Below are 18,869 nucleotides of genomic sequence, written 5' to 3'. Positions count from 1 at the left end.
TGGCGTTGTGTACAGTCAGGGCTTTACGCCAATTTGCAGCGCCAGCTCACGAAGAATGTTTGCGGTCATGCCCCAGACGAAATAATGCTCATACCAGGAGAGCCATACGCGGTGCGAATTGCCGCGACGGTAAACATCAAGCGGATGATATCGCCCCAGTTGCAACGCTTGCGCCAGCGGCATTTCAAACACCGCAGACACTTCGTCTTCACTGGCGCGCCAGGGGAGATTTGGCGGAATAATGCCGACCACCGGGGTGACCTGAAAACCGGTCACGCTGTCTACCGGCGGTAAAACGCCAATCACTTCCACGGCTTGCGGCGGGATGGCGACTTCCTCCTGCGCTTCGCGAAGCGCTGCGGCGATAAGCGAAGCATCGGTACTGTCCACGGCCCCGCCGGGAAAGGCGACCTGTCCGGCGTGTTTGCGCAAATGAATAGCCCGCTGGGTCAACAGCAGCCCCGGCTGGGGGCGGCGAACCACAGGGATCAGTACGGCGGCCTGACGTTGATTTAACGTTTCATGAGTCATCTGCGGGCGCAAAAGCTGAAAGCGCGATAAGAAATGATCGAGCGTCAGACGGCTGGTATCCACGTATTAGTTCTCCAGTGGGTGCAGGATACGATTAACTTTATCAAAAGTTTCCTGATATTCCGCTTCTTCGTTGCTATCGGCCACGATACCGCCGCCGGCTGAGCAATAGAGTTGGCCCTGCGTTGCCGTGACGGTGCGGATAGTAATACTGGTATCCATCTTGCCGCAGAAACTCAGATAACCGATGCTACCGCACCAGGCGTTGCGTCGCTGCGGCTCCAGTTCGTCGATAATTTCCATTGCCCGCACTTTAGGCGCGCCGGTAATGGAGCCGCCGGGGAAAGCCGCGCGCAGCAGGTCGGTAGCATGAAGCGAGTCCGGTAAACGGGCGGTAATGGTGCTAACCAGATGGTGAACGGCAGGAAATGGTTCGACGACGAACAGTTCCGGCACTTTCACCGAACCTGGTACGGCGACCCGGCCAATATCGTTACGCATCAAATCGACAATCATCAAATTTTCAGCGCGATCTTTCATTGAATTAGCCAGTTTCTGCGCCTGCTGACGATCCGCCTGCGGATCGTTAAGCCGTGGAAGCGTACCTTTGATCGGGCGCGTCTGGATATGACCATTCTCCAGTTGGATAAAACGCTCGGGAGAAAGGCTCAATATGGCGCCGTCATGTAAACGAAGAAAGGCGCTGAACGGGGCGCGATTGGCGCGGTTAAGGCGTTCGAAAGCCTGCCATTCATCACCCTCGTAGCTCGCCTGAAAACGCTGGGAAAGATTGACCTGATAGCAGTCCCCGCTGTGCAGCCAGGCCTGCACCTGACGAAACTTCTCGCCATACTCGCAACGCGTCATATTGGATTGCCAGGCTGAGGTAAGCCTGAAGGGCGTGCGGGTCGGCGCGCGCTGGCTGGTGAGCCAGCGATATCGGGCGTCTGCATCGTGATAGCTTATCAGCGACACCACCTGTTTTTGGTGATCGACAATCAGCGCCCAGTCGTAAAGGCCAATCGCCATATCGGGTAAAGCGATATCGCGCGCGGCAGTATCGGGCAAAATTTCGAAACGCCGCCCTAAATCATAACCAAACAGACCCAGCGCGCCGCCCTGAAAGGGTAAGTCAGGGTCAGGCTGAGGATGAAAAGGCAGCGCCTCCAGTTGAGTCTGCAAAACGTGTAACGGATCGTCGAGAGTGACGGTAGTCGTGCGCGCAGTACATACCGTGGTTTCCTGCGCGCGCGTGGTCAGTGTGGTGACAGGATCGGCGACCAGAATATCAAAACGGTTATAGGGATGAATAGCATCACCTGAATGCAGCAGCATCGCCCAGGGCAAATGGTTTACGGGCGCAAAATAGTGTTCAGCGGCGTCCGGACGCCAGGGTAAGGTGATAACAGTGGGAGATAACGTCTTCATCATTCCTGACTCGTTACAACACTACTGGCTTACCGCCGGGTAGCGTGAAATAATTAGCGCTAACAATTTAGCAGGAGTTAATCATGTTTGCAGGTTTACCTTCACTCAGTCATGAACAACAGCAAAAAGCCGTAGAACGTATCCAGGAATTGATGTCGCAAGGTATGAGTAGCGGAGAAGCGATTGCCCAGGTGGCGGGCGAACTTCGCGCCAACCATACCGGCGAACGGATAGTGGCGCGTTTTGAGGATGAAGACGAATAACCGGCTTATACCGCCGCGACAATCTTAATCTCAACTTTATATTTCGGGTTCATCAACCCGGCCTGTACGGTACAGCGTACCGGCGCATGGCCTGCGACGACCCACGCATCCCACGCCTTATTCATGGCGGCAAAATCCGCTTTATCGCTCAGAAAAATAGTGGCATCCAGAATACGTGACTTACTGGAGCCCTGTTTTTCCAGCACCGCATCAATTTGCGCCAGAGTATTCGCCGTTTGCTCAAAAGCATCGGCGTCCAGGTTTTCCGGCACGCCGGTATACCACAGCGTATTATTGTAGATCACCACGTCTGACCAACGATCTTCGGCATCAATACGCACGATAGACATTACTTATTCCTCATTTGCTTTTCATTTGAATGGTTCAAGACTGCCACAATGTGGCGCCGCCGTCACCTCTGTAACTGGCGTAAGCCTTTCTACCCTGACATAATCCCTGTGCAAATTAACAGGGGGCAGTGTGACGGACGATTTTGCAGCAGATGGCCAACTGGCCAAAGCGATAACCGGCTTTAAACCGCGCGAACCACAGCGACAAATGGCGGTTGCCGTAACACAAGCGATTGAAAATGCGCAGCCTCTGGTTGTTGAAGCCGGCACCGGAACCGGGAAGACCTATGCTTACCTCGCTCCGGCGTTGCGCGCCGGGAAAAAAGTCATTATTTCGACCGGGTCGAAAGCGTTGCAGGATCAACTCTACAGCCGCGATCTGCCGACGGTAGCAAAAGCGTTGGCGTTTACCGGTAAGACGGCCCTGTTGAAAGGACGTTCAAACTACCTCTGCCTGGAGCGGCTGGAACAACAAGCGCTGGCGGGCGGCGATTTACCGGTACAAACGTTAAGCGACGTGATATTGCTGCGCTCCTGGTCAAATCAGACGCGGGATGGCGATATCAGCACCTGCGTCAGCGTGGCGGAGGATTCCCAGGCCTGGCCGTTGGTCACCAGTACCAACGACAACTGCCTTGGCAGCGATTGCCCGCTCTACAAAGAGTGCTTTGTGGTGAAAGCGCGTAAAAAGGCGATGGACGCGGATGTGGTGATTGTAAACCACCACCTATTTCTTGCGGATATGGTGGTTAAAGAGAGCGGGTTTGGCGAACTTATCCCTCAGGCTGAAGTAATGATCTTCGATGAAGCCCACCAACTGCCTGACATCGCCAGCCAGTATTTCGGACAATCGCTCTCCAGCCGTCAGTTGCTGGATTTAGCAAAAGACATCACCATCGCCTACCGGACGGAACTGAAAGACACTCAACAGTTGCAAAAATGCGCCGATCGCCTTGCCCAGAGCGCCCAGGATTTTCGTCTGCAACTGGGGGAGCCCGGCTACCGGGGAAATTTGCGTGAACTGTTAGCCGACTCACGTATCCAACGGGCATTTTTACTGCTGGATGATACGCTGGAGCTTTGTTACGACGTGGCGAAGCTGTCGCTGGGCCGTTCGGCGCTGCTGGATGCGGCTTTTGAACGCGCCACGCTATACCGTTCACGGCTGAAACGCTTAAAAGAGATCAATCAGCCGGGATACAGCTACTGGTATGAGTGCACCTCGCGCCATTTCACCCTGGCGCTGACGCCGCTCACCGTGGCGGACAAATTCAAAGAGGTGATGGAACAGAAGCCCGGTAGCTGGATTTTTACCTCAGCCACGTTGTCGGTAAATGATGATCTTCACCACTTTACCGCCCGTCTTGGAATTGAACAGGCAGAATCCATGCTACTGCCCAGCCCATTCGACTATACGCGCCAGGCGTTACTCTGCGTACCGCGTAACCTACCGCAAACCAACCAGCCCGGCGCGGCGCGACAGTTGGCGGCTATGCTCAGGCCGATTATCGAAGCCAATAACGGGCGATGTTTTATGCTGTGCACCTCACACGCCATGATGCGCGATTTGGCGGAGCAGTTTCGCGCCACCATGACGCTGCCGGTATTGTTGCAAGGGGAAACCAGTAAAGGCCAACTGTTACAGCAATTTGTTAGCGCCGGCAACGCGCTGCTCGTCGCCACCAGCAGCTTCTGGGAAGGGGTGGACGTGCGCGGCGATACGTTATCGTTGGTGATTATCGACAAATTGCCGTTTACCTCCCCGGACGACCCGCTGTTAAAAGCGCGAATGGAAGACTGTCGTTTGCGCGGTGGCGATCCGTTTGATGAGGTTCAACTGCCCGACGCGGTGATTACGCTGAAGCAGGGGGTGGGGCGGCTGATTCGCGATGCGGACGATCGCGGGGTGTTAGTGATTTGTGATAACCGGCTGGTGATGCGGCCCTATGGCGCCACGTTTCTCGCCAGCCTGCCTCCTGCGCCGCGCACGCGTGATATCGCCCGTGCCGTTCGCTTTCTTGCGATTCCATCCGCCGAGTAATTTGTTACGGAGTATGGTAAGATGCGCGCTATTTTATTGATCTAAGCACGAAACCTCATGCGAATTCTGGCTATCGATACCGCCACAGAGGCCTGTTCTGTCGCCCTGTGGAACAACGGTACTATCAATGCTCACTTTGAGCTTTGTCCACGAGAACACACTCAACGTATCCTGCCCATGGTGCAGGAGATTCTGGCCGCCAGCGGCGCCTCGCTCAATGAGATAGATGCGCTGGCGTTTGGGCGCGGTCCGGGCAGCTTTACCGGCGTGCGTATCGGCATTGGTATTGCGCAAGGGCTGGCGTTAGGGGCAAATCTGCCGATGATCGGTGTTTCAACGCTTGCCACGATGGCGCAGGGTGCATGGCGTAAAACCGGCGCGACCCGCGTACTCGCCGCGATTGATGCGCGGATGGGCGAAGTGTACTGGGCGGAATACCAGCGTGATGCGCAGGGCGTCTGGCAGGGCGAAGAGACGGAAGCGGTGCTGAAACCGGAACGGGTCGGCGAGCGGTTGAAACAGCTTTCCGGCGAGTGGGCGACCGTAGGAACGGGTTGGTCCGCGTGGCCCGATCTGGCGAAGGAATGCGGCCTGACGCTTCATGATGGGGAGGTGTCGCTCCCGGCAGCGGAAGATATGTTGCCCATCGCCAGTCAAAAGCTGGCGGCAGGAGAGACCGTTGCCGTGGAACATGCCGAGCCGGTTTATTTGCGTAACGAAGTGGCGTGGAAGAAACTTCCCGGCAAAGAATGACTCTCACTACTATTACCCCCCATACTTTATGCTGTGGGGTGGAATAGAGGTCGAGAAAAAGGAGTCGCATCATGGCGGTTCAAAAACGGTTAATAAAAGGGGCGCTGGCGTGCGCTTTTGCGCTTATGCTGAGCGGTTGCGTGACTATCCCGGATGCCATTAAAGGTTCGAGTCCGACGCCGCAGCAGGATTTGGTGCGGGTGATGAATGCGCCGCAGCTCTATATCGGGCAAGAGGCGCGTTTTGGCGGCAAAGTTGTGGCGGTGCAAAATCAGCAGGGAAAAACCCGGCTTGAAATCGCGACCGTACCGCTTGATAGCGGCGCGCGTCCTGTTCTGGGCGAAGCCTCGCGCGGCAGAATTTTTGCCGATGTGAACGGTTTTCTGGACCCGGTGGACTTCCGTGGCCAGTTAGTTACCGTTGTCGGCCCGATAACCGGCACGGTTGACGGTAAAATCGGCAATACGCCGTATAAATTTATGCTGATGCAGGCTACCGGCTATAAACGCTGGCATCTTGTTCAGCAGGTCGTCATGCCTCCACAGCCGATCGATCCGTGGTTTTACGGCGGACGCGCCTGGCCTTATGGCTATGGCGGTTGGGGATGGTATAACCCTGGACCCGCGGAGGTTCAGACGATAGTAACAGAGTAACTCTTTGTTTTATCAATAAAAGAAACAGCGGCTGGTCCGCTGTTTCTGCATTCATAGAGACATAATAAAAATAAATAGTGACGCGCTTCGCAACCTTTCAGTTGCGTAATTAATAAACTGGTACGCTGAGTTAATATAATGTTAACGACTTGTTTATTAACTGGGGTTGTGATGACGACGAACACTCATTTTAGAGGTGATGCATTGAAGAAGGTTTGGCTTAACCGTTATCCTGCTGATGTTCCGGCGGAGATCAACCCTGACCGTTATCAATCCCTGGTTGAACTGTTTGAACATGCGGCGACGCGCTATGCCGATCAGCCTGCGTTCGTCAATATGGGGGAGGTAATGACCTTCCGTAAATTAGAAGAACGTAGTCGGGCATTTGCGGCTTATTTACAACAAGGGCTGGGACTCAAAAAAGGCGACCGTGTGGCGCTGATGATGCCAAACCTGTTGCAGTATCCTGTCGCGCTATTTGGTATTTTACGCGCTGGCATGATTGTGGTGAACGTTAACCCGCTGTACACGCCGCGCGAACTTGAGCATCAGCTTAACGATAGCGGCGCGGCGGCAATCATTATTGTTTCTAACTTTGCCCATACGCTGGAAAAAGTAGTCGAGAAAACGTCGGTACAGCACGTTATTCTGACGCGGATGGGCGACCAGCTTTCTACCGCCAAAGGTACGGTTGTTAACTTTGTCGTGAAATACATCAAGCGTCTGGTGCCAAAATACCACTTGCCAGATGCGATCTCGTTTCGCAGCGCGCTACAGCATGGCTACCGTATGCAGTATGTCAAACCCGAGGTTGTCGCTGAAGATCTGGCTTTCCTGCAATATACCGGCGGTACGACGGGCGTGGCGAAAGGCGCGATGTTGACCCACCGCAATATGCTGGCGAATCTGGAGCAGGTGAAAGCGACCTATGGGCCGCTGCTGCACCCGGGGAAAGAGCTGGTAGTGACCGCGCTGCCGCTGTATCACATTTTTGCCTTAACCATGAACTGTCTGCTTTTTATCGAGCTGGGTGGGCAAAACCTGCTGATTACCAATCCGCGTGATATCCCCGGTCTGGTCAAGGAGCTGGCGAAATATCCATTTACGGCGATGACTGGCGTTAATACGTTATTCAACGCCCTGCTCAATAATAAAGAGTTTCAACAGCTGGATTTTTCTTCGCTGCATCTGTCAGCCGGCGGCGGGATGCCGGTGCAAAACGTCGTTGCGGAACGTTGGGTAAAGCTGACCGGGCAATACCTGCTGGAAGGCTACGGGCTGACCGAGTGCGCCCCGCTGGTGAGCGTCAACCCGCATGATATTGATTATCACAGCGGCAGTATCGGCCTGCCAGTACCGTCAACAGAAGCCAAACTGGTGGATGACGATGACAACGAAGTCGCGCCGGGTGAGGCCGGAGAGCTTTGCGTGAAAGGCCCGCAGGTTATGCTGGGATACTGGCAGCGTCCTGACGCGACGGATGAAATCATTAAAGATGGCTGGCTGCATACGGGCGATATTGCGGTTATGGATGAAGACGGCTTTCTGCGGATTGTCGATCGTAAGAAAGATATGATTCTGGTTTCTGGTTTCAACGTTTATCCAAACGAAATTGAAGATGTGGTGATGCAGCATTCTGGCGTGCAGGAAGTCGCGGCGGTTGGCGTGCCTTCCGGTAGTAGCGGCGAAGCGGTGAAGCTTTTTGTGGTTAAGAAAGATCCGGCATTGACTGACGATGCGTTGATCACCTTCTGCCGTCGCCATCTGACCGGATATAAGGTGCCCAAACAGGTCGAGTTTCGCGAGGAATTACCAAAATCTAACGTTGGGAAAATTTTACGACGAGAACTGCGTGACGAAGCCCGTGGCAAAGTAGACAATAAAGCCTGAGCGTTAAGTCAGCTAACGAGAGACGCCGGTTAAGCCGGCGTTTTTTTTGGCGCGAACCAAAGAGAACACGATTTGAATTACCAAATGATTGAAACGGACGATGCGCTGGCGAGCCTGTGTGAGGCTGTCCGCGCATGTCCGGCTATTGCTTTAGATACGGAATTTGTCCGTACCCGCACCTATTACCCGCAGTTAGGATTGATCCAGTTATTTGACGGGGCAAATGTCGCCCTGATCGATCCGCTCGGCATCAGCGACTGGTCGCCGTTAAAAGCGGTGTTGCGCGATACGGGAATCACCAAATTTCTGCACGCGGGTAGCGAAGATCTGGAAGTATTTCTGAATGCGTTTGGCGAACTGCCGGAACCCCTGATTGATACGCAAATTCTGGCGGCGTTTTGCGGGCGTCCGCTGTCGTGGGGTTTTGCGTCGATGGTAGAAGAGTATACGGGCGTGGCGCTGGACAAAAGCGAGTCTCGTACCGACTGGTTAGCCCGGCCTTTAAGCGAACGTCAGTGTGAATACGCGGCGGCGGATGTCTGGTATCTGTTACCGATCGCCAAAAAGCTGATGATTGAAACTGAAGCCGCAGGATGGCTGCCTGCCGCGCTTGATGAGTGTCGGTTGATGCAGCAGCGCCGTCAGGAGATTCAGGCGCCGGAAGAAGCATGGCGGGATATCACCAATGCCTGGCAACTGCGTACTCGCCAGTTAGCCTGTCTGCAACTTTTAGCTGACTGGCGGCTACGTAAGGCGCGTGAGCGCGATATGGCGGTGAACTTTGTTGTGCGTGAAGAAAATCTGTGGGCGGTCGCGCGTTATATGCCGGGCAGTCTCGGTGAGCTGGATAGCCTGGGGCTTTCCGGCAGCGAGATTCGTTTTCATGGCAAGACGTTGATATCGCTGGTGGCGAAAGCACAGGCGCTACCGGAAGAGGCATTGCCGGAACCCCTGTTGAATCTGATGGACATGCCGGGCTATCGCAAAGCGTTTAAAGCCATCAAAGCGCTGGTGGCGGAGGTGAGCGCGTCGCATCACGTCAGCGGCGAGCTACTGGCATCGCGTCGGCAGATTAATCAGTTGCTTAACTGGCACTGGAAATTAAAACCGCAAAATGGGCAACCGGAATTGATTTCCGGCTGGCGCGCCGAACTGATGGAGGAGAAGTTAACTCTTCTGTTGCAGGAGTATCCGCTTTAACGACGGTAATTGCCGGGAAAACGGCCAGTGAAATAAATGTCCGTATTCGGAATAATGTAAAAAAATAAAAAAGGCAGATTCTTCTGCCTTTTTTAATCCAGGAATTTTCCCATAAAAGAGCTTATTTTGACTCTTCGGCTTCCGGCAGCGTTACGTTAAGTTCAAGGATGGAGATATCACCATCTTTTTGCTCAAGCTGGACGGTAACCATTTCCGGATCGATTTGTACGTATTTACAAATGACCTCAAGAATATCTTTACGTAACTGCGGTAAATAATGCGGTTCGGCATCGCTACGGCGACGTTCCGCGACAATGATTTGCAACCGCTCTTTTGCAATATTAGCGGTACTCTTTTTCCGCGAGAGAAAAAAATCCAGTAATGCCATAATTTATCCTCCGAACAGGCGTTTGAGGAAACCTTTCTTCTCTTCTTCAATGAAGCGGAAAGGACGTTCTTCTCCCAACAGACGATCTACGGTATCTGCATAGGCTTTACCCGCATCCGCAGTGGCGTCAAGAATCACCGGTTCGCCCTGGTTCGATGCGCGCAGTACGGATTGATCTTCCGGGATCACACCGACGAGTTTAATACGCAGAATCTCCAGTACATCTTCCATGCTGAGCATGTCGCCTTTATTGACGCGGCCTGGATTGTAGCGCGTCAACAGGAGATGTTCTTTAATCGGTTCTTCGCCATTTTCTGCGCGACGAGATTTCGATGCCAGAATACCCAGAATACGGTCCGAGTCACGGACAGAAGAGACTTCCGGGTTGGTCGTGATGATCGCTTCATCGGCAAAATAGAGCGCCATCAGCGCCCCGGTTTCGATACCCGCCGGCGAGTCGCAAACGATGAACTCAAAGTCCATCGCTTTCAGTGAGTCCAGTACCTTAGCGACGCCTTCGCGCGTTAGCGCGTCTTTATCCCGGGTCTGCGACGCCGGAAGAATGAAGAGATTTTCAGTACGCTTATCTTTGATCAGCGCCTGATTCAGTGTCGCATCGCCCTGAATGACGTTTACAAAATCGTAAACGACACGACGTTCGCACCCCATAATCAGATCGAGGTTACGCAGTCCGATATCAAAATCAATGACGACAGTTTTCTTTCCCTTCTGGGCCAAACCTGTAGCGATGGCCGCGCTGGAGGTGGTCTTGCCAACGCCCCCTTTACCCGAAGTAACAACAATAATGCGTGCCATAAAAATTCCTTGTTAAAAAGGGATCAATTCAACGGTTGAACTGTCAAAGCGTTGTCTGCTAAACGCAGGCGCGCCGCTTTGCCATAAAATTCTGCCGGGATTTTATCACTCAGCCAGTAAACACCTGCGATAGAGACCAGTTCTGCCGTCAGATGGGTACAAAAAATTTGCGCTTCCCGATCGCCGCTCGCTCCTGCCAGCGCGCGACCTCTCATCATGCCATAGACATGGATATTGCCGTCAGCGATAAGCTCTGCGCCAGCGCTGACGTGACTTGTAACAATCAGATCACATTGTGGAGCATAAATGCGCTGACCGGAACGAACCGGAACATCAATTAATCGCGTTTTTGTGATGGGATTAGCGTTTTGCGGCGGTTCGCTGGGCGTTGCCGGCTCAACGGGCGCAGGCCGAACCGCTTTCTCTTTACCTTCAGTCAGTAAAGGAAGACCCATCCGATCGATTTCTACTTTCAGGCTGGCGTCTTTACAGCCGCTCACGCCGATAATGCGTAAGCCGGTTGAGGTCACGATCTTATGCAGTTCCGGCCAGTTTACCGGGCTTTCAAGACCGCTAACGTTAATAACGACAGGGGCGTGTTTTAAAAACGCAGGAGCCTGCGCTATTTTGTCTTCTAACGCCTGACGAATAACCTCTGGTTCCGCTTCATGCAAATGAACCACTGATAAGGTGAAGCTACTGCCTTTAAGCTCGATTGGCGTGTTTGACATCCTGGCCTTACTCAATTTGCTATTTATCATCTCCGATACGGAGTGATATTCCGAAGTCCAGAAGGCATGTTATAGTCAGTATTATATTGAGGCAAGTCACCATCCCGTTAATTCAGAGTAAAAGTATGTTTTGTGTGATCTATAGAAGTAGCAAGCGCGATCAAACCTATTTGTATGTCGAAAAAAAAGACGATTTTTCGCGGGTGCCTGAAGCGTTGATGAAAGGATTCGGTCAGCCGCAGTTAGCGATGATGCTGCCGCTTGATGGACGTAAAAAATTAGTCAATGCCGAGCTCGAAAAAGTAAAACAGGCGTTAAGCGAGCAGGGCTATTATTTACAATTGCCGCCGCCGCCGGAAGATTTGCTGAAACAACATCTTTCTTCGGTAGGACAAAATACGTCGCCCGCTGACCGTTAAACGGTATTCGGCGCCGCGCCTGAATTCCATCATGATCTTAGGGGAAAATATGTATCAACATCGTAACTGGCAAGGCGCCTTGCTTGATTACCCGGTAAGTAAAGTGGTCTGCGTGGGCAGTAATTACGCAAATCACATCAAGGAGATGGGCAGCGCGACGCCGGAAGAACCCGTGCTTTTTATCAAGCCGGAAACCGCATTGTGTGATATTCGCCAGCCGCTGGCGATTCCGGCGGATATGGGGGCTGTTCATCATGAAGTTGAGCTTGCTGTGCTGATTGGCGCAACGCTCCGCCAGGCGACCGAAGATCATGTACGTAAAGCGATAGCCGGTTATGGCGTGGCGCTTGATTTAACCCTGCGCGATATTCAAGGGAAAATGAAAAAGGCCGGACAGCCCTGGGAAAAAGCCAAAGGTTTTGATAACGCATGTCCGATTTCAGGCTTCATCCCTGTCGCGGCCTTCTGCGGCGATCCGCAAAATACGGTTATCGGACTTAACGTTAATGGCGAGGTTCGCCAGCAAGGGTCGACCGCGGATATGATTCATCCTATTGTGCCCCTTATCGCCTATATGAGCCGCTATTTTACGCTCAAAGCCGGGGACGTGGTGCTAACCGGCACGCCGGCAGGCGTGGGGCCATTATTAAGCGGCGATGAGCTGGACATTCGTTTTAATGGCGAAACGTTGTCTACCCGCGTTCTGTAAAATCTGCTTGCCGCCTTCAGCGGCGGTAAAACTTGCATCTGCAGGCCAGACTGGTTATAAGGTGCAGCTTTAGTGCAATGGCGGATACTTTAATGAGCGATACACCTTTCTGGCAACGTAAAACCCTGGATGAAATGACCGATGCCGAGTGGGAGTCGCTGTGCGATGGCTGCGGTCAATGCTGCCTGCATAAGCTGATGGATGAAGATACAGATGAAATCTACTTCACCAACGTGGCGTGCAGGCAATTAAATATCAAAACGTGCCAGTGCCGTCATTATGAGCGCCGTTTTGAATTTGAACCCGACTGTATCAAACTCACTCGCGAAAACTTGCCAGACTTTGAATGGTTGCCGATGACCTGCGCCTACCGTTTGTTGGCGGAAGGTAAGCCCTTGCCGACGTGGCATCCGCTGCTGACTGGATCGAAAGCTGCTATGCATGGCGAGCGAATTTCTGTCCGTCATATCGCGGTTAAAGAATCTGAAGTACGGGACTGGCAGGATCATATTTTAAATAAACCGTCGTGGGCAGAATAAGTCTTCGGCAAAACGGCTGATTGTTTACAATTCTTTAATTTACGCTGGGCGGCCCCTGAAGCCAGGAATTGCGTGCAAATTCCGTCACCTGGCGTTATCACTGCCTTCTCTTCTTCCCTGACGCGCCTTGTCGCTGCGCTCGCGCACGTATGGCGGCGACTCTATACTTTCAAAGCAGTATATCGCTGCCTATCCTGAGGAGTTACCCCATGAATAACCAACCGTTGCGCGTTTCAAAGGATCAGCCCAGGAAGCCTGATAAGACACCCGAAGACGAAGGAAAAAATCCAAAGAAAAACCAAAAGTAGTGCTGTAGGGTATCTTTAATAACTATGGTTCGTTGGAGGCTTTATGTCTGAACGTCCTGATTTAGTCGATCCATTACCAGAGGATGAGCCGCTTCCTGGTGAAAATATTCCGGATACACCAGAGGGAGACGATCCTCTCGACCCGGATACCCAGAATGAGGTTGAAGATCCTCGTAGATAGCGTCTTGTGCTATTAACCAACCGCCTGATGCACCGTCTGTGCCAGGCGGTTTTTTACATCTTCTAAAGCGAAACATCCTGATAATCCTCAGAAAGATAGCCTATAATTTTTTGTACGTTAAAATAGTAGCGCGTCCATGACGACACTGTCTTATTGCGCTTAGCCGTTTGCGAGTTCAAAGGAGGAAATCAATGAACAGCGAAGAGTTGACACATAAAGCAGAAGAGGAAATCGCGGCACTCATTAGCAAAAAGGTTGCCGAACTACGGAAGAAAACCGGGCAAGAGGTTTCCGAAATAGAGTTCGCGCCGCGAGAAACGATGAAAGGGCTTGAGGGATACCACGTTAAAATTAAACTACTCTAGCGTTTAATTAGCGCCATTAATCACCTGGCTACTGGGCGGGACGCCGCCCAGTGGTGACTGGTTTACCGATGTCAGGCTTTTTTCTGTTGATACATTTCCTCGCCCTGATGGTCTTCCTCTACCCAAAAATGAATGTTGAACCGCGCATCATCGCTCAGCTCTACCCGATGCCAGTATTGCGGCGGACTGGTGGCGAATTGCCCGGCATTAATCACCACTTTCACTTCGGGTTCTGTCGCGGTTTCATTCGCAAAGCCATAGTAGGTCACGGTGCCTTCCATCACGCAGAGTTGTCCGAAAACGCCTGCCGCTGTGTTGTGATGAGAGAGCAGTGCCGCCGGAACATTCTCTTTGGTGAAAAAGGGGGTAGAGCGTTTAACTTTCCAGTTTGCCGGGATGCGTAAGTGGGACATAAGACATCTCCCTGATGTGGTGATTAAAAGATGTATTTAATATACACCTTTTAATCACTGGCAAACAACGCTTCGGGCAAAAAAAACGCTCCCGAAGGAGCGTGTGTATCAACGACCGAACAGGTCGCGTTTTTTAGGCTTAAATGCCTGGGCTATGACGACGGCTATCGCCACCACAAGGTAAGCGGCAAAGATCCCCAACAGCCATTGCGGCATCTCCAGCGTTAAAAACGACCACTGGCGTTCGGCGCAATCACCGGATGCCACAAACACCTGTGGCAGCCATTTACCCAACGGCAACCAGTCTGGAAAGCGCGCCATAAAGTCACAGGTCATGAACGGCGAGGGATGCAACTGAATCATCGTATGTTCATACGCCAGTTGTAGACCCCGCCAGGCGCTGTAAATCCAGATAACCATTGCCACGTATCGCAGCGGCGTTTTCGGCGCTATTGCGCCGACCAGACCCGCGCCCATCACGCCAAACAGGGCGCAACGTTCATAAATACATAGCACGCAAGGTTTAAGTAACATGACGTGCTGGAACCACAGCGCCACCATTTCCAGCGCCAGGGCGGTAAACGCCATCAGTAACCATGCGCCCCGACCCCGTGAGCACTGGTTTAAAAATCGCAACATAATAATTTCCCTGCAACATGCGTAGAGACCGCAGTGTAAACCAATTCAATTCGTGCGCCACTAGCGGGAAATGAAATAATGTGTAATTGGATAATTATCAGGCAAAAATCGGAGCCGGGCGGTGTATTGCCCGGCCAAACGTTACGAAAGCGTTGCTAACCATCCTGCCTGAGTCATCCATTCGGTGGCCGGCGCAAGAGTGAATTCGACGCACAGTAGCCCTATCAGGGTCAGTACGATAGTGTACGGTAACGCCATCCAGACCATACGGCCATAGGAGAGACGGATTAACGGCGCCAGCGCGGAGGTCAGCAGGAATAAGAATGCCGCCTGACCATTTGGCGTCGCTACCGATGGCAGGTTAGTACCGGTATTGATGGCCACGGCTAAAAGCTCAAACTGTTTTAAGCTGATAGCGCCGTTTTCCATTGCCGCCTTCGCTTCGTTGATATAAATGGTGCCGACAAAGACGTTATCTGAGATGGAAGACAACAGGCCGTTAAAGAGATAGAACAGCGTTAGCTGCGCGTGTTCAGAGGCTTGCAAGACGAACTGAATAATCGGCGCGAAAAGATGTTGATCGATAATAACCGCCACAATGGAGAAGAAAACGGTTAACAGCGCAGTAAACGGCAGCGACTCGGTAAACGCTTTGCCGATGGCGTGTTCATCGGTTACACCCGTTAACGCGGTGGCCAGAATAATGACCGACAGACCAATCAGTCCCACCTCCGCGAGATGGAGGGCGAGGGCGGTAACCAGCCAGACGCCAATAATCGCCTGGACTATGAGTTTAATTTTATCCTGGCGGGTGCGCTTCTTACGGCTTTGATCGTCGAATTGCTGTAAAACGTCGCGGACTTTTTCGGGCAACGTTTCGCCATAGCCAAACCAGCGCATTTTCTCGACCAGCATACAGGTTAACAGTCCACATACCAGTACCGGGACGGTGACAGGCGACATCCGCAAAAAGAAGTCGCCGAAATGCCAGCCAGCCGCTTTAGCGATGATCAGGTTTTGCGGCTCCCCGACCATGGTCATGACGCCGCCCAGCGCCGTCCCCACGCCTGCATGCATCATCAGGCTACGCAAGAATCCGCGGAATTGCTCCAGCACCGTTTTGTAATGCGGATCGATATGGCTGTCGTCCAGCATATCGTTCTCTTCGCCGCGCGATGAGGCCACACGATGGTAAATCCCGTAAAAACCGACGGCGACGCTGATCACCACCGCAACGACGGTAAGCGCGTCAAGGAAAGCCGACAAGAATGCGGCGGCGACGCAAAAGGCCAGCGACAGAACCATCTTCGAGCGGATACTGAGTAACAGACGGGTAAAAATAAACAGCAATAACTGCTTCATAAAGTAGATGCCTGCCACCATAAACATCAGCAGCAGCAAGACTTCCAGGTTGGCGGCAACCTCTTCACGTACATGGGCGGCGCTGGTCATACCGATGATAACGGCTTCAATGGCCAGTAACCCGCCGGGCAGCAGGGGGTAACACTTTAACGCCATCGCCAGAGTGAAGATAAACTCTGCCACCAGCAGCCAACCGGCAATAAAGGGATTAGCTAAGAAAATGAATGGGTTAACAATTAAAAAGACAAGTAGTGCCAGTTTGTACCAGTCGGGCGACTGGCCTAAAAAGTTGCGCCACATGGCGCGACCCCATGAGATCTCCATGAAATTTTTCCTTACCTAGAAAAATGAAATAGCGTTTTTATGTTTAAACACAGAGAGTAGCGAGCGCGACGAATGCAAGCAAGTCCTTAACGATATTGGCAGGCGATATCAGAAATGGTGCCTTGATCCCCTTTTTCTTCATTGCGTCCGCTATCAGGTGTTACGCCCGTCTGGTATGATGAGTGCAACTATGTTTTGCTGTGTAATGGAAATCTCACTATGGTCATTAAGGCGCAGAGCCCGGCGGGTTTCGCGGAAGAGTATATTATTGAAAGTATCTGGAATAACCGCTTTCCTCCTGGCACGATCTTACCGGCAGAACGAGAACTCTCCGAACTGATCGGCGTGACGCGCACGACATTACGCGAGGTGTTACAGCGGCTGGCGCGAGATGGCTGGCTGACCATTCAGCATGGCAAACCGACAAAGGTTAATAATTTTTGGGAAACGTCAGGGCTGAATATCCTTGAAACGCTGGCCCGCCTTGATCATGAAAGCGTTCCGCAACTGATCGACAATTTGTTGTCGGTGCGTACCAATATTTCTACTATCTTTATTCGTACCGCGTTGCGTCAACACCCGGATAAGGCGCAGGAAGTACTGGCCACTGCCCACGAAGTGGCCGACCATGCCGATGCATTCGCCGATCTGGACTATAACATCTTTCGTGGTCTGGCATTCGCCTCCGGCAATCCTATTTACGGCTTGATCCTGAACGGCATGAAAGGGTTATACACCCGCATTGGTCGCCACTATTTCGCCAATCCGGAAGCGCGCAGTCTGGCACTGGGTTTCTATCATAAATTATCGTCGTTATGCGAGCAGGGCGCGCACGACCAGGTGTATGAAACGGTGCGACGTTACGGGCATGACAGCGGCGAGATTTGGCATCGGATGCAGAAAAATCTGCCCGGCGATTTAGCGATTCAGGGACGATAATCCCGCGATGCCCGGTAAGCGCAAACACTACCGGGCAGCATCTCGATTACAGCATGTTCATGCGCGGCGGACAACGCTCCAGCAGTTCTACGCTGCCATCCTCATTTTGTTGCTCCAGCATCACATCAAAGCCCCATAACCGATGCACATGTTTCAGCACCTCTTTGCGGCCTTTATCCAGCGGTGCGCGGTTATGCGGGATATAACGCAACGTCAGCGATCTGTCGCCGCGTAAATCCACATTCCAGACCTGAATATTCGGCTCCAGATTGCTCAGGTTATACTGTGACGACAGTTTTGATCGAATCTCCCGATAACCTTCTTCGTTATGAATGGCGGAGATCTCCAGATAATTATGCCTGTCATCATCAAGTACCGTGAAGAAACGGAAATCACGCATCACTTTTGGCGACAGGAACTGGCTGATAAAGCTTTCATCTTTAAAATCGCGCATGGCGAAGTGCAGCGTTTCCAGCCAGTCGGAACCGGCAATATCCGGAAACCAGTATTTATCTTCATCCGTGGGGGACTGACAAATACGTTTGATATCCTGGAACATGGCAAAGCCGAGCGCATAGGGGTTAATTCCGCTATACCAGGGGCTATTATAGGGCGGCTGAAATACGACATTGGTATGGCTGTGTAAAAACTCCAGCATAAAGCGTTCCGTCACTTTGCCTTCATCATACAGATGGTTCAGGATGGTGTAGTGCCAGAAGGTCGCCCAGCCCTCGTTCATGACCTGCGTCTGTTTCTGCGGATAAAAATACTGGCTGACTTTACGCACGATGCGCAGAATTTCGCGCTGCCACGGCTCGAGCAACGGGGCGTTTTTCTCCATAAAATAGAGCAGGTTTTCCTGCGGTTCAGCGGGAAAGCGGCGTGCTTCGGCGACCGTTTTTTCTTCTTCGCGTTTTGGCAGCGTGCGCCACAGCATATTCACCTGGCTTTGTAGATACTCTTCCCGGCTTTTTTGTCGCGCTTTCTCTTCCTGCAACGAGATTTTCTGCGGGCGCTTATAGCGATCGACGCCGTAATTCATCAGCGCGTGGCAGGAGTCGAGCAGTTTTTCTACTTCATCCACTCCGTAGCGTTCTTCACAGCGGGTAATGTAATTTCGGGCGAAAATCAGGTAATCGACGATAGAGCTGGCATCCGTCCAGCTCCGGAAGAGATAATTATTTTTAAAAAAGGAGTTGTGGCCGTAACAGGCGTGCGCCATGACCAGCGCTTGCATGGTGATGGTGTTCTCTTCCATCAGGTAGGCAATGCAGGGATTAGAGTTGATCACAATTTCATAAGCCAGTCCTTGTTGACCATGCTTATACAGACGTTCCGTCTCAATGAACTTTTTGCCAAACGACCAGTGCGGATAGTTGATCGGCATCCCGACGCTGGAGTAGGCGTCCATCATCTGTTCGGAAGTGATGACTTCAATTTGGTGCGGGTAAGTATCCAGTTGGTAGAGCTTCGCCACGCGGTCTATCTCTGCCAGATAGACATCCAGCAGCTCAAATGTCCAGTCGGGTCCATCGCTCAAACGTGTGGTGTCCTTGTTCATGGAATCAATCATTGCCATTCGCGCACCCTCATTGTTGGCGACGCTCTCTGTATGGAGCGCCTCCTT

Annotated in this window: 22 protein-coding genes and 21 other annotated features; of the genes, 12 read left to right on the top strand and 10 right to left on the bottom strand. The window is 52.3% G+C overall.

Going from position 1 to position 18,869, the window contains the following annotated elements; all coding sequences use genetic code 11:
• Nucleotides 1-15: 15 nt before the first annotated feature.
• The gene (yeaB, locus tag STM1825; RefSeq protein ID NP_460781.1) for a putative NTP pyrophosphohydrolase occupies nt 16-609 on the bottom strand. Within the gene, nt 16-594 belong to an annotated coding region; the region does not span the whole gene.
• Nucleotides 598-1,974, bottom strand: a protein-coding gene (gene pabB / locus STM1824) for a p-aminobenzoate synthetase, component I (protein NP_460780.1). Within the gene, nt 598-1,962 belong to an annotated coding region; the region does not span the whole gene. The genes yeaB and pabB overlap by 12 nt, the downstream gene beginning before the upstream one ends.
• Nucleotides 604-609 (bottom strand) — a ribosome-binding site (putative RBS for yeaB; RegulonDB:STMS1H001998). Its footprint overlaps the gene before it by 6 nt.
• Nucleotides 1,969-1,974: a ribosome-binding site (putative RBS for pabB; RegulonDB:STMS1H001997), on the bottom strand. It lies within the gene pabB.
• Before the next feature lie 56 nt (nt 1,975-2,030).
• Nucleotides 2,031-2,036, top strand: a ribosome-binding site (putative RBS for yoaH; RegulonDB:STMS1H001996).
• On the opposite strand from pabB, the gene yoaH reads away from it, so the two are divergent.
• Nucleotides 2,031-2,222, top strand: a protein-coding gene (yoaH, locus tag STM1823) for a putative cytoplasmic protein (RefSeq protein ID NP_460779.1). Within the gene, nt 2,043-2,222 belong to an annotated coding region; the region does not span the whole gene. It overlaps the preceding feature by 6 nt.
• A 5-nt stretch (nt 2,223-2,227) precedes the next feature.
• Here yoaH and yoaB read toward each other — a convergent pair.
• Nucleotides 2,228-2,584 (bottom strand): putative translation initiation inhibitor gene (yoaB, locus tag STM1822; RefSeq protein ID NP_460778.1). Within the gene, nt 2,228-2,572 belong to an annotated coding region; the region does not span the whole gene.
• Nucleotides 2,579-2,584: a ribosome-binding site (putative RBS for yoaB; RegulonDB:STMS1H001995), on the bottom strand. Its footprint overlaps the gene before it by 6 nt.
• 107 nt (nt 2,585-2,691) lie before the next feature.
• Nucleotides 2,692-2,697: a ribosome-binding site (putative RBS for yoaA; RegulonDB:STMS1H001994), on the top strand.
• Between yoaB and yoaA the strand changes: the two genes are divergently transcribed.
• From yoaA to rnd, 5 genes are all read left to right on the top strand, one after another.
• The gene (yoaA, locus tag STM1821) for a putative DNA helicase (RefSeq protein ID NP_460777.1) occupies nt 2,692-4,613 on the top strand. Within the gene, nt 2,703-4,613 belong to an annotated coding region; the region does not span the whole gene. It overlaps the preceding feature by 6 nt.
• Nucleotides 4,614-4,659: 46 nt before the next feature.
• Nucleotides 4,660-4,665, top strand: a ribosome-binding site (putative RBS for yeaZ; RegulonDB:STMS1H001993).
• The gene (yeaZ, locus tag STM1820; protein ID NP_460776.1) for a putative molecular chaperone occupies nt 4,660-5,366 on the top strand. Within the gene, nt 4,671-5,366 belong to an annotated coding region; the region does not span the whole gene. (Overlaps the previous feature by 6 nt.)
• 58 nt (nt 5,367-5,424) lie before the next feature.
• Nucleotides 5,425-5,430 (top strand) — a ribosome-binding site (putative RBS for slp; RegulonDB:STMS1H001992).
• Nucleotides 5,425-6,019 (top strand): putative outer membrane protein gene (gene slp / locus STM1819; RefSeq protein NP_460775.1). Within the gene, nt 5,438-6,019 belong to an annotated coding region; the region does not span the whole gene. Its footprint overlaps the feature before it by 6 nt.
• Nucleotides 6,020-6,212: 193 nt before the next feature.
• Nucleotides 6,213-6,218 (top strand) — a ribosome-binding site (putative RBS for fadD; RegulonDB:STMS1H001991).
• The gene (gene fadD, locus STM1818; RefSeq protein NP_460774.1) for an acyl-CoA synthetase occupies nt 6,213-7,909 on the top strand. Within the gene, nt 6,224-7,909 belong to an annotated coding region; the region does not span the whole gene. It overlaps the preceding feature by 6 nt.
• A gap of 61 nt (nt 7,910-7,970) precedes the next feature.
• Nucleotides 7,971-7,976, top strand: a ribosome-binding site (putative RBS for rnd; RegulonDB:STMS1H001990).
• Nucleotides 7,971-9,109 (top strand): RNase D gene (gene rnd, locus STM1817; RefSeq protein NP_460773.1). Within the gene, nt 7,982-9,109 belong to an annotated coding region; the region does not span the whole gene. (Overlaps the previous feature by 6 nt.)
• 121 nt (nt 9,110-9,230) lie before the next feature.
• Here rnd and minE read toward each other — a convergent pair.
• The 3 genes from minE to minC form a co-directional block, all read right to left on the bottom strand.
• The gene (minE, locus tag STM1816; RefSeq protein NP_460772.1) for a cell division topological specificity factor occupies nt 9,231-9,508 on the bottom strand. Within the gene, nt 9,231-9,497 belong to an annotated coding region; the region does not span the whole gene.
• Nucleotides 9,501-10,324 (bottom strand): cell division inhibitor gene (gene minD, locus STM1815; protein ID NP_460771.1). Within the gene, nt 9,501-10,313 belong to an annotated coding region; the region does not span the whole gene. Before minD ends, minE begins: the two co-directional genes overlap by 8 nt.
• Nucleotides 9,503-9,508: a ribosome-binding site (putative RBS for minE; RegulonDB:STMS1H001989), on the bottom strand. It overlaps the preceding gene by 6 nt.
• Nucleotides 10,319-10,324, bottom strand: a ribosome-binding site (putative RBS for minD; RegulonDB:STMS1H001988). It lies within the gene minD.
• A 12-nt stretch (nt 10,325-10,336) precedes the next feature.
• Nucleotides 10,337-11,053 (bottom strand): cell division inhibitor gene (gene minC, locus STM1814; RefSeq protein NP_460770.1). Within the gene, nt 10,337-11,044 belong to an annotated coding region; the region does not span the whole gene.
• Nucleotides 11,048-11,053 (bottom strand) — a ribosome-binding site (putative RBS for minC; RegulonDB:STMS1H001987). Its footprint overlaps the gene before it by 6 nt.
• Nucleotides 11,054-11,130: 77 nt before the next feature.
• On the opposite strand from minC, the gene ycgL reads away from it, so the two are divergent.
• The 5 genes from ycgL to STM1809 all read left to right on the top strand — a co-directional run bounded on the left by ycgL (nt 11,131) and on the right by STM1809 (nt 13,565).
• Complete coding sequence (gene ycgL / locus STM1813; protein NP_460769.1) at nt 11,131-11,463, top strand: putative cytoplasmic protein; 333 nt, start codon at nt 11,131-11,133, stop codon at nt 11,461-11,463.
• Between the two features lie 38 nt (nt 11,464-11,501).
• Nucleotides 11,502-11,507 (top strand) — a ribosome-binding site (putative RBS for ycgM; RegulonDB:STMS1H001986).
• Nucleotides 11,502-12,172, top strand: a protein-coding gene (gene ycgM / locus STM1812) for a putative fumarylacetoacetate (FAA) hydrolase family protein (RefSeq protein NP_460768.1). Within the gene, nt 11,513-12,172 belong to an annotated coding region; the region does not span the whole gene. Its footprint overlaps the feature before it by 6 nt.
• Before the next feature lie 58 nt (nt 12,173-12,230).
• Nucleotides 12,231-12,236 (top strand) — a ribosome-binding site (putative RBS for ycgN; RegulonDB:STMS1H001985).
• Nucleotides 12,231-12,711, top strand: a protein-coding gene (ycgN, locus tag STM1811; protein NP_460767.3) for a putative cytoplasmic protein. Within the gene, nt 12,250-12,711 belong to an annotated coding region; the region does not span the whole gene. (Overlaps the previous feature by 6 nt.)
• Before the next feature lie 346 nt (nt 12,712-13,057).
• Nucleotides 13,058-13,063, top strand: a ribosome-binding site (putative RBS for STM1810; RegulonDB:STMS1H001984).
• Nucleotides 13,058-13,200, top strand: a protein-coding gene (locus tag STM1810) for a putative cytoplasmic protein (protein NP_460766.1). Within the gene, nt 13,063-13,200 belong to an annotated coding region; the region does not span the whole gene. (Overlaps the previous feature by 6 nt.)
• 178 nt (nt 13,201-13,378) lie before the next feature.
• Nucleotides 13,379-13,384 (top strand) — a ribosome-binding site (putative RBS for STM1809; RegulonDB:STMS1H001983).
• Nucleotides 13,379-13,565, top strand: a protein-coding gene (locus tag STM1809) for a putative cytoplasmic protein (protein NP_460765.1). Within the gene, nt 13,392-13,565 belong to an annotated coding region; the region does not span the whole gene. It overlaps the preceding feature by 6 nt.
• Before the next feature lie 71 nt (nt 13,566-13,636).
• Here STM1809 and STM1808 read toward each other — a convergent pair.
• The 3 genes from STM1808 to nhaB form a co-directional block, all read right to left on the bottom strand.
• Nucleotides 13,637-13,984, bottom strand: a protein-coding gene (locus tag STM1808; RefSeq protein ID NP_460764.1) for a putative cytoplasmic protein. Within the gene, nt 13,637-13,978 belong to an annotated coding region; the region does not span the whole gene.
• Nucleotides 13,979-13,984, bottom strand: a ribosome-binding site (putative RBS for STM1808; RegulonDB:STMS1H001982). (Overlaps the previous gene by 6 nt.)
• A gap of 102 nt (nt 13,985-14,086) precedes the next feature.
• Nucleotides 14,087-14,630 (bottom strand): putative disulfide oxidoreductase gene (gene dsbB / locus STM1807; RefSeq protein NP_460763.1). Within the gene, nt 14,087-14,617 belong to an annotated coding region; the region does not span the whole gene.
• Nucleotides 14,625-14,630, bottom strand: a ribosome-binding site (putative RBS for dsbB; RegulonDB:STMS1H001981). It overlaps the preceding gene by 6 nt.
• A 128-nt stretch (nt 14,631-14,758) precedes the next feature.
• The gene (gene nhaB, locus STM1806) for an NhaB family of transport protein (protein ID NP_460762.1) occupies nt 14,759-16,316 on the bottom strand. Within the gene, nt 14,759-16,303 belong to an annotated coding region; the region does not span the whole gene.
• Nucleotides 16,311-16,316 (bottom strand) — a ribosome-binding site (putative RBS for nhaB; RegulonDB:STMS1H001980). It overlaps the preceding gene by 6 nt.
• 192 nt (nt 16,317-16,508) lie before the next feature.
• Nucleotides 16,509-16,514, top strand: a ribosome-binding site (putative RBS for fadR; RegulonDB:STMS1H001979).
• Here nhaB and fadR point away from each other — a divergent pair.
• Nucleotides 16,509-17,242, top strand: a protein-coding gene (fadR, locus tag STM1805) for a negative regulator of fad regulon (protein NP_460761.1). Within the gene, nt 16,523-17,242 belong to an annotated coding region; the region does not span the whole gene. Its footprint overlaps the feature before it by 6 nt.
• 46 nt (nt 17,243-17,288) lie before the next feature.
• Here the strand turns inward: fadR and ycgB are convergent.
• Nucleotides 17,289-18,833 (bottom strand): putative cytoplasmic protein gene (gene ycgB, locus STM1804; protein ID NP_460760.3). Within the gene, nt 17,289-18,821 belong to an annotated coding region; the region does not span the whole gene.
• Nucleotides 18,828-18,833 (bottom strand) — a ribosome-binding site (putative RBS for ycgB; RegulonDB:STMS1H001978). It overlaps the preceding gene by 6 nt.
• Nucleotides 18,834-18,869 lie beyond the last annotated feature (36 nt).

Origin of the sequence: Salmonella enterica subsp. enterica serovar Typhimurium str. LT2, from assembly GCF_000006945.2 — a bacterium.
GTDB lineage: Bacteria > Pseudomonadota > Gammaproteobacteria > Enterobacterales > Enterobacteriaceae > Salmonella > Salmonella enterica.
This window is presented reverse-complemented; position numbering and strand designations above follow the sequence as displayed.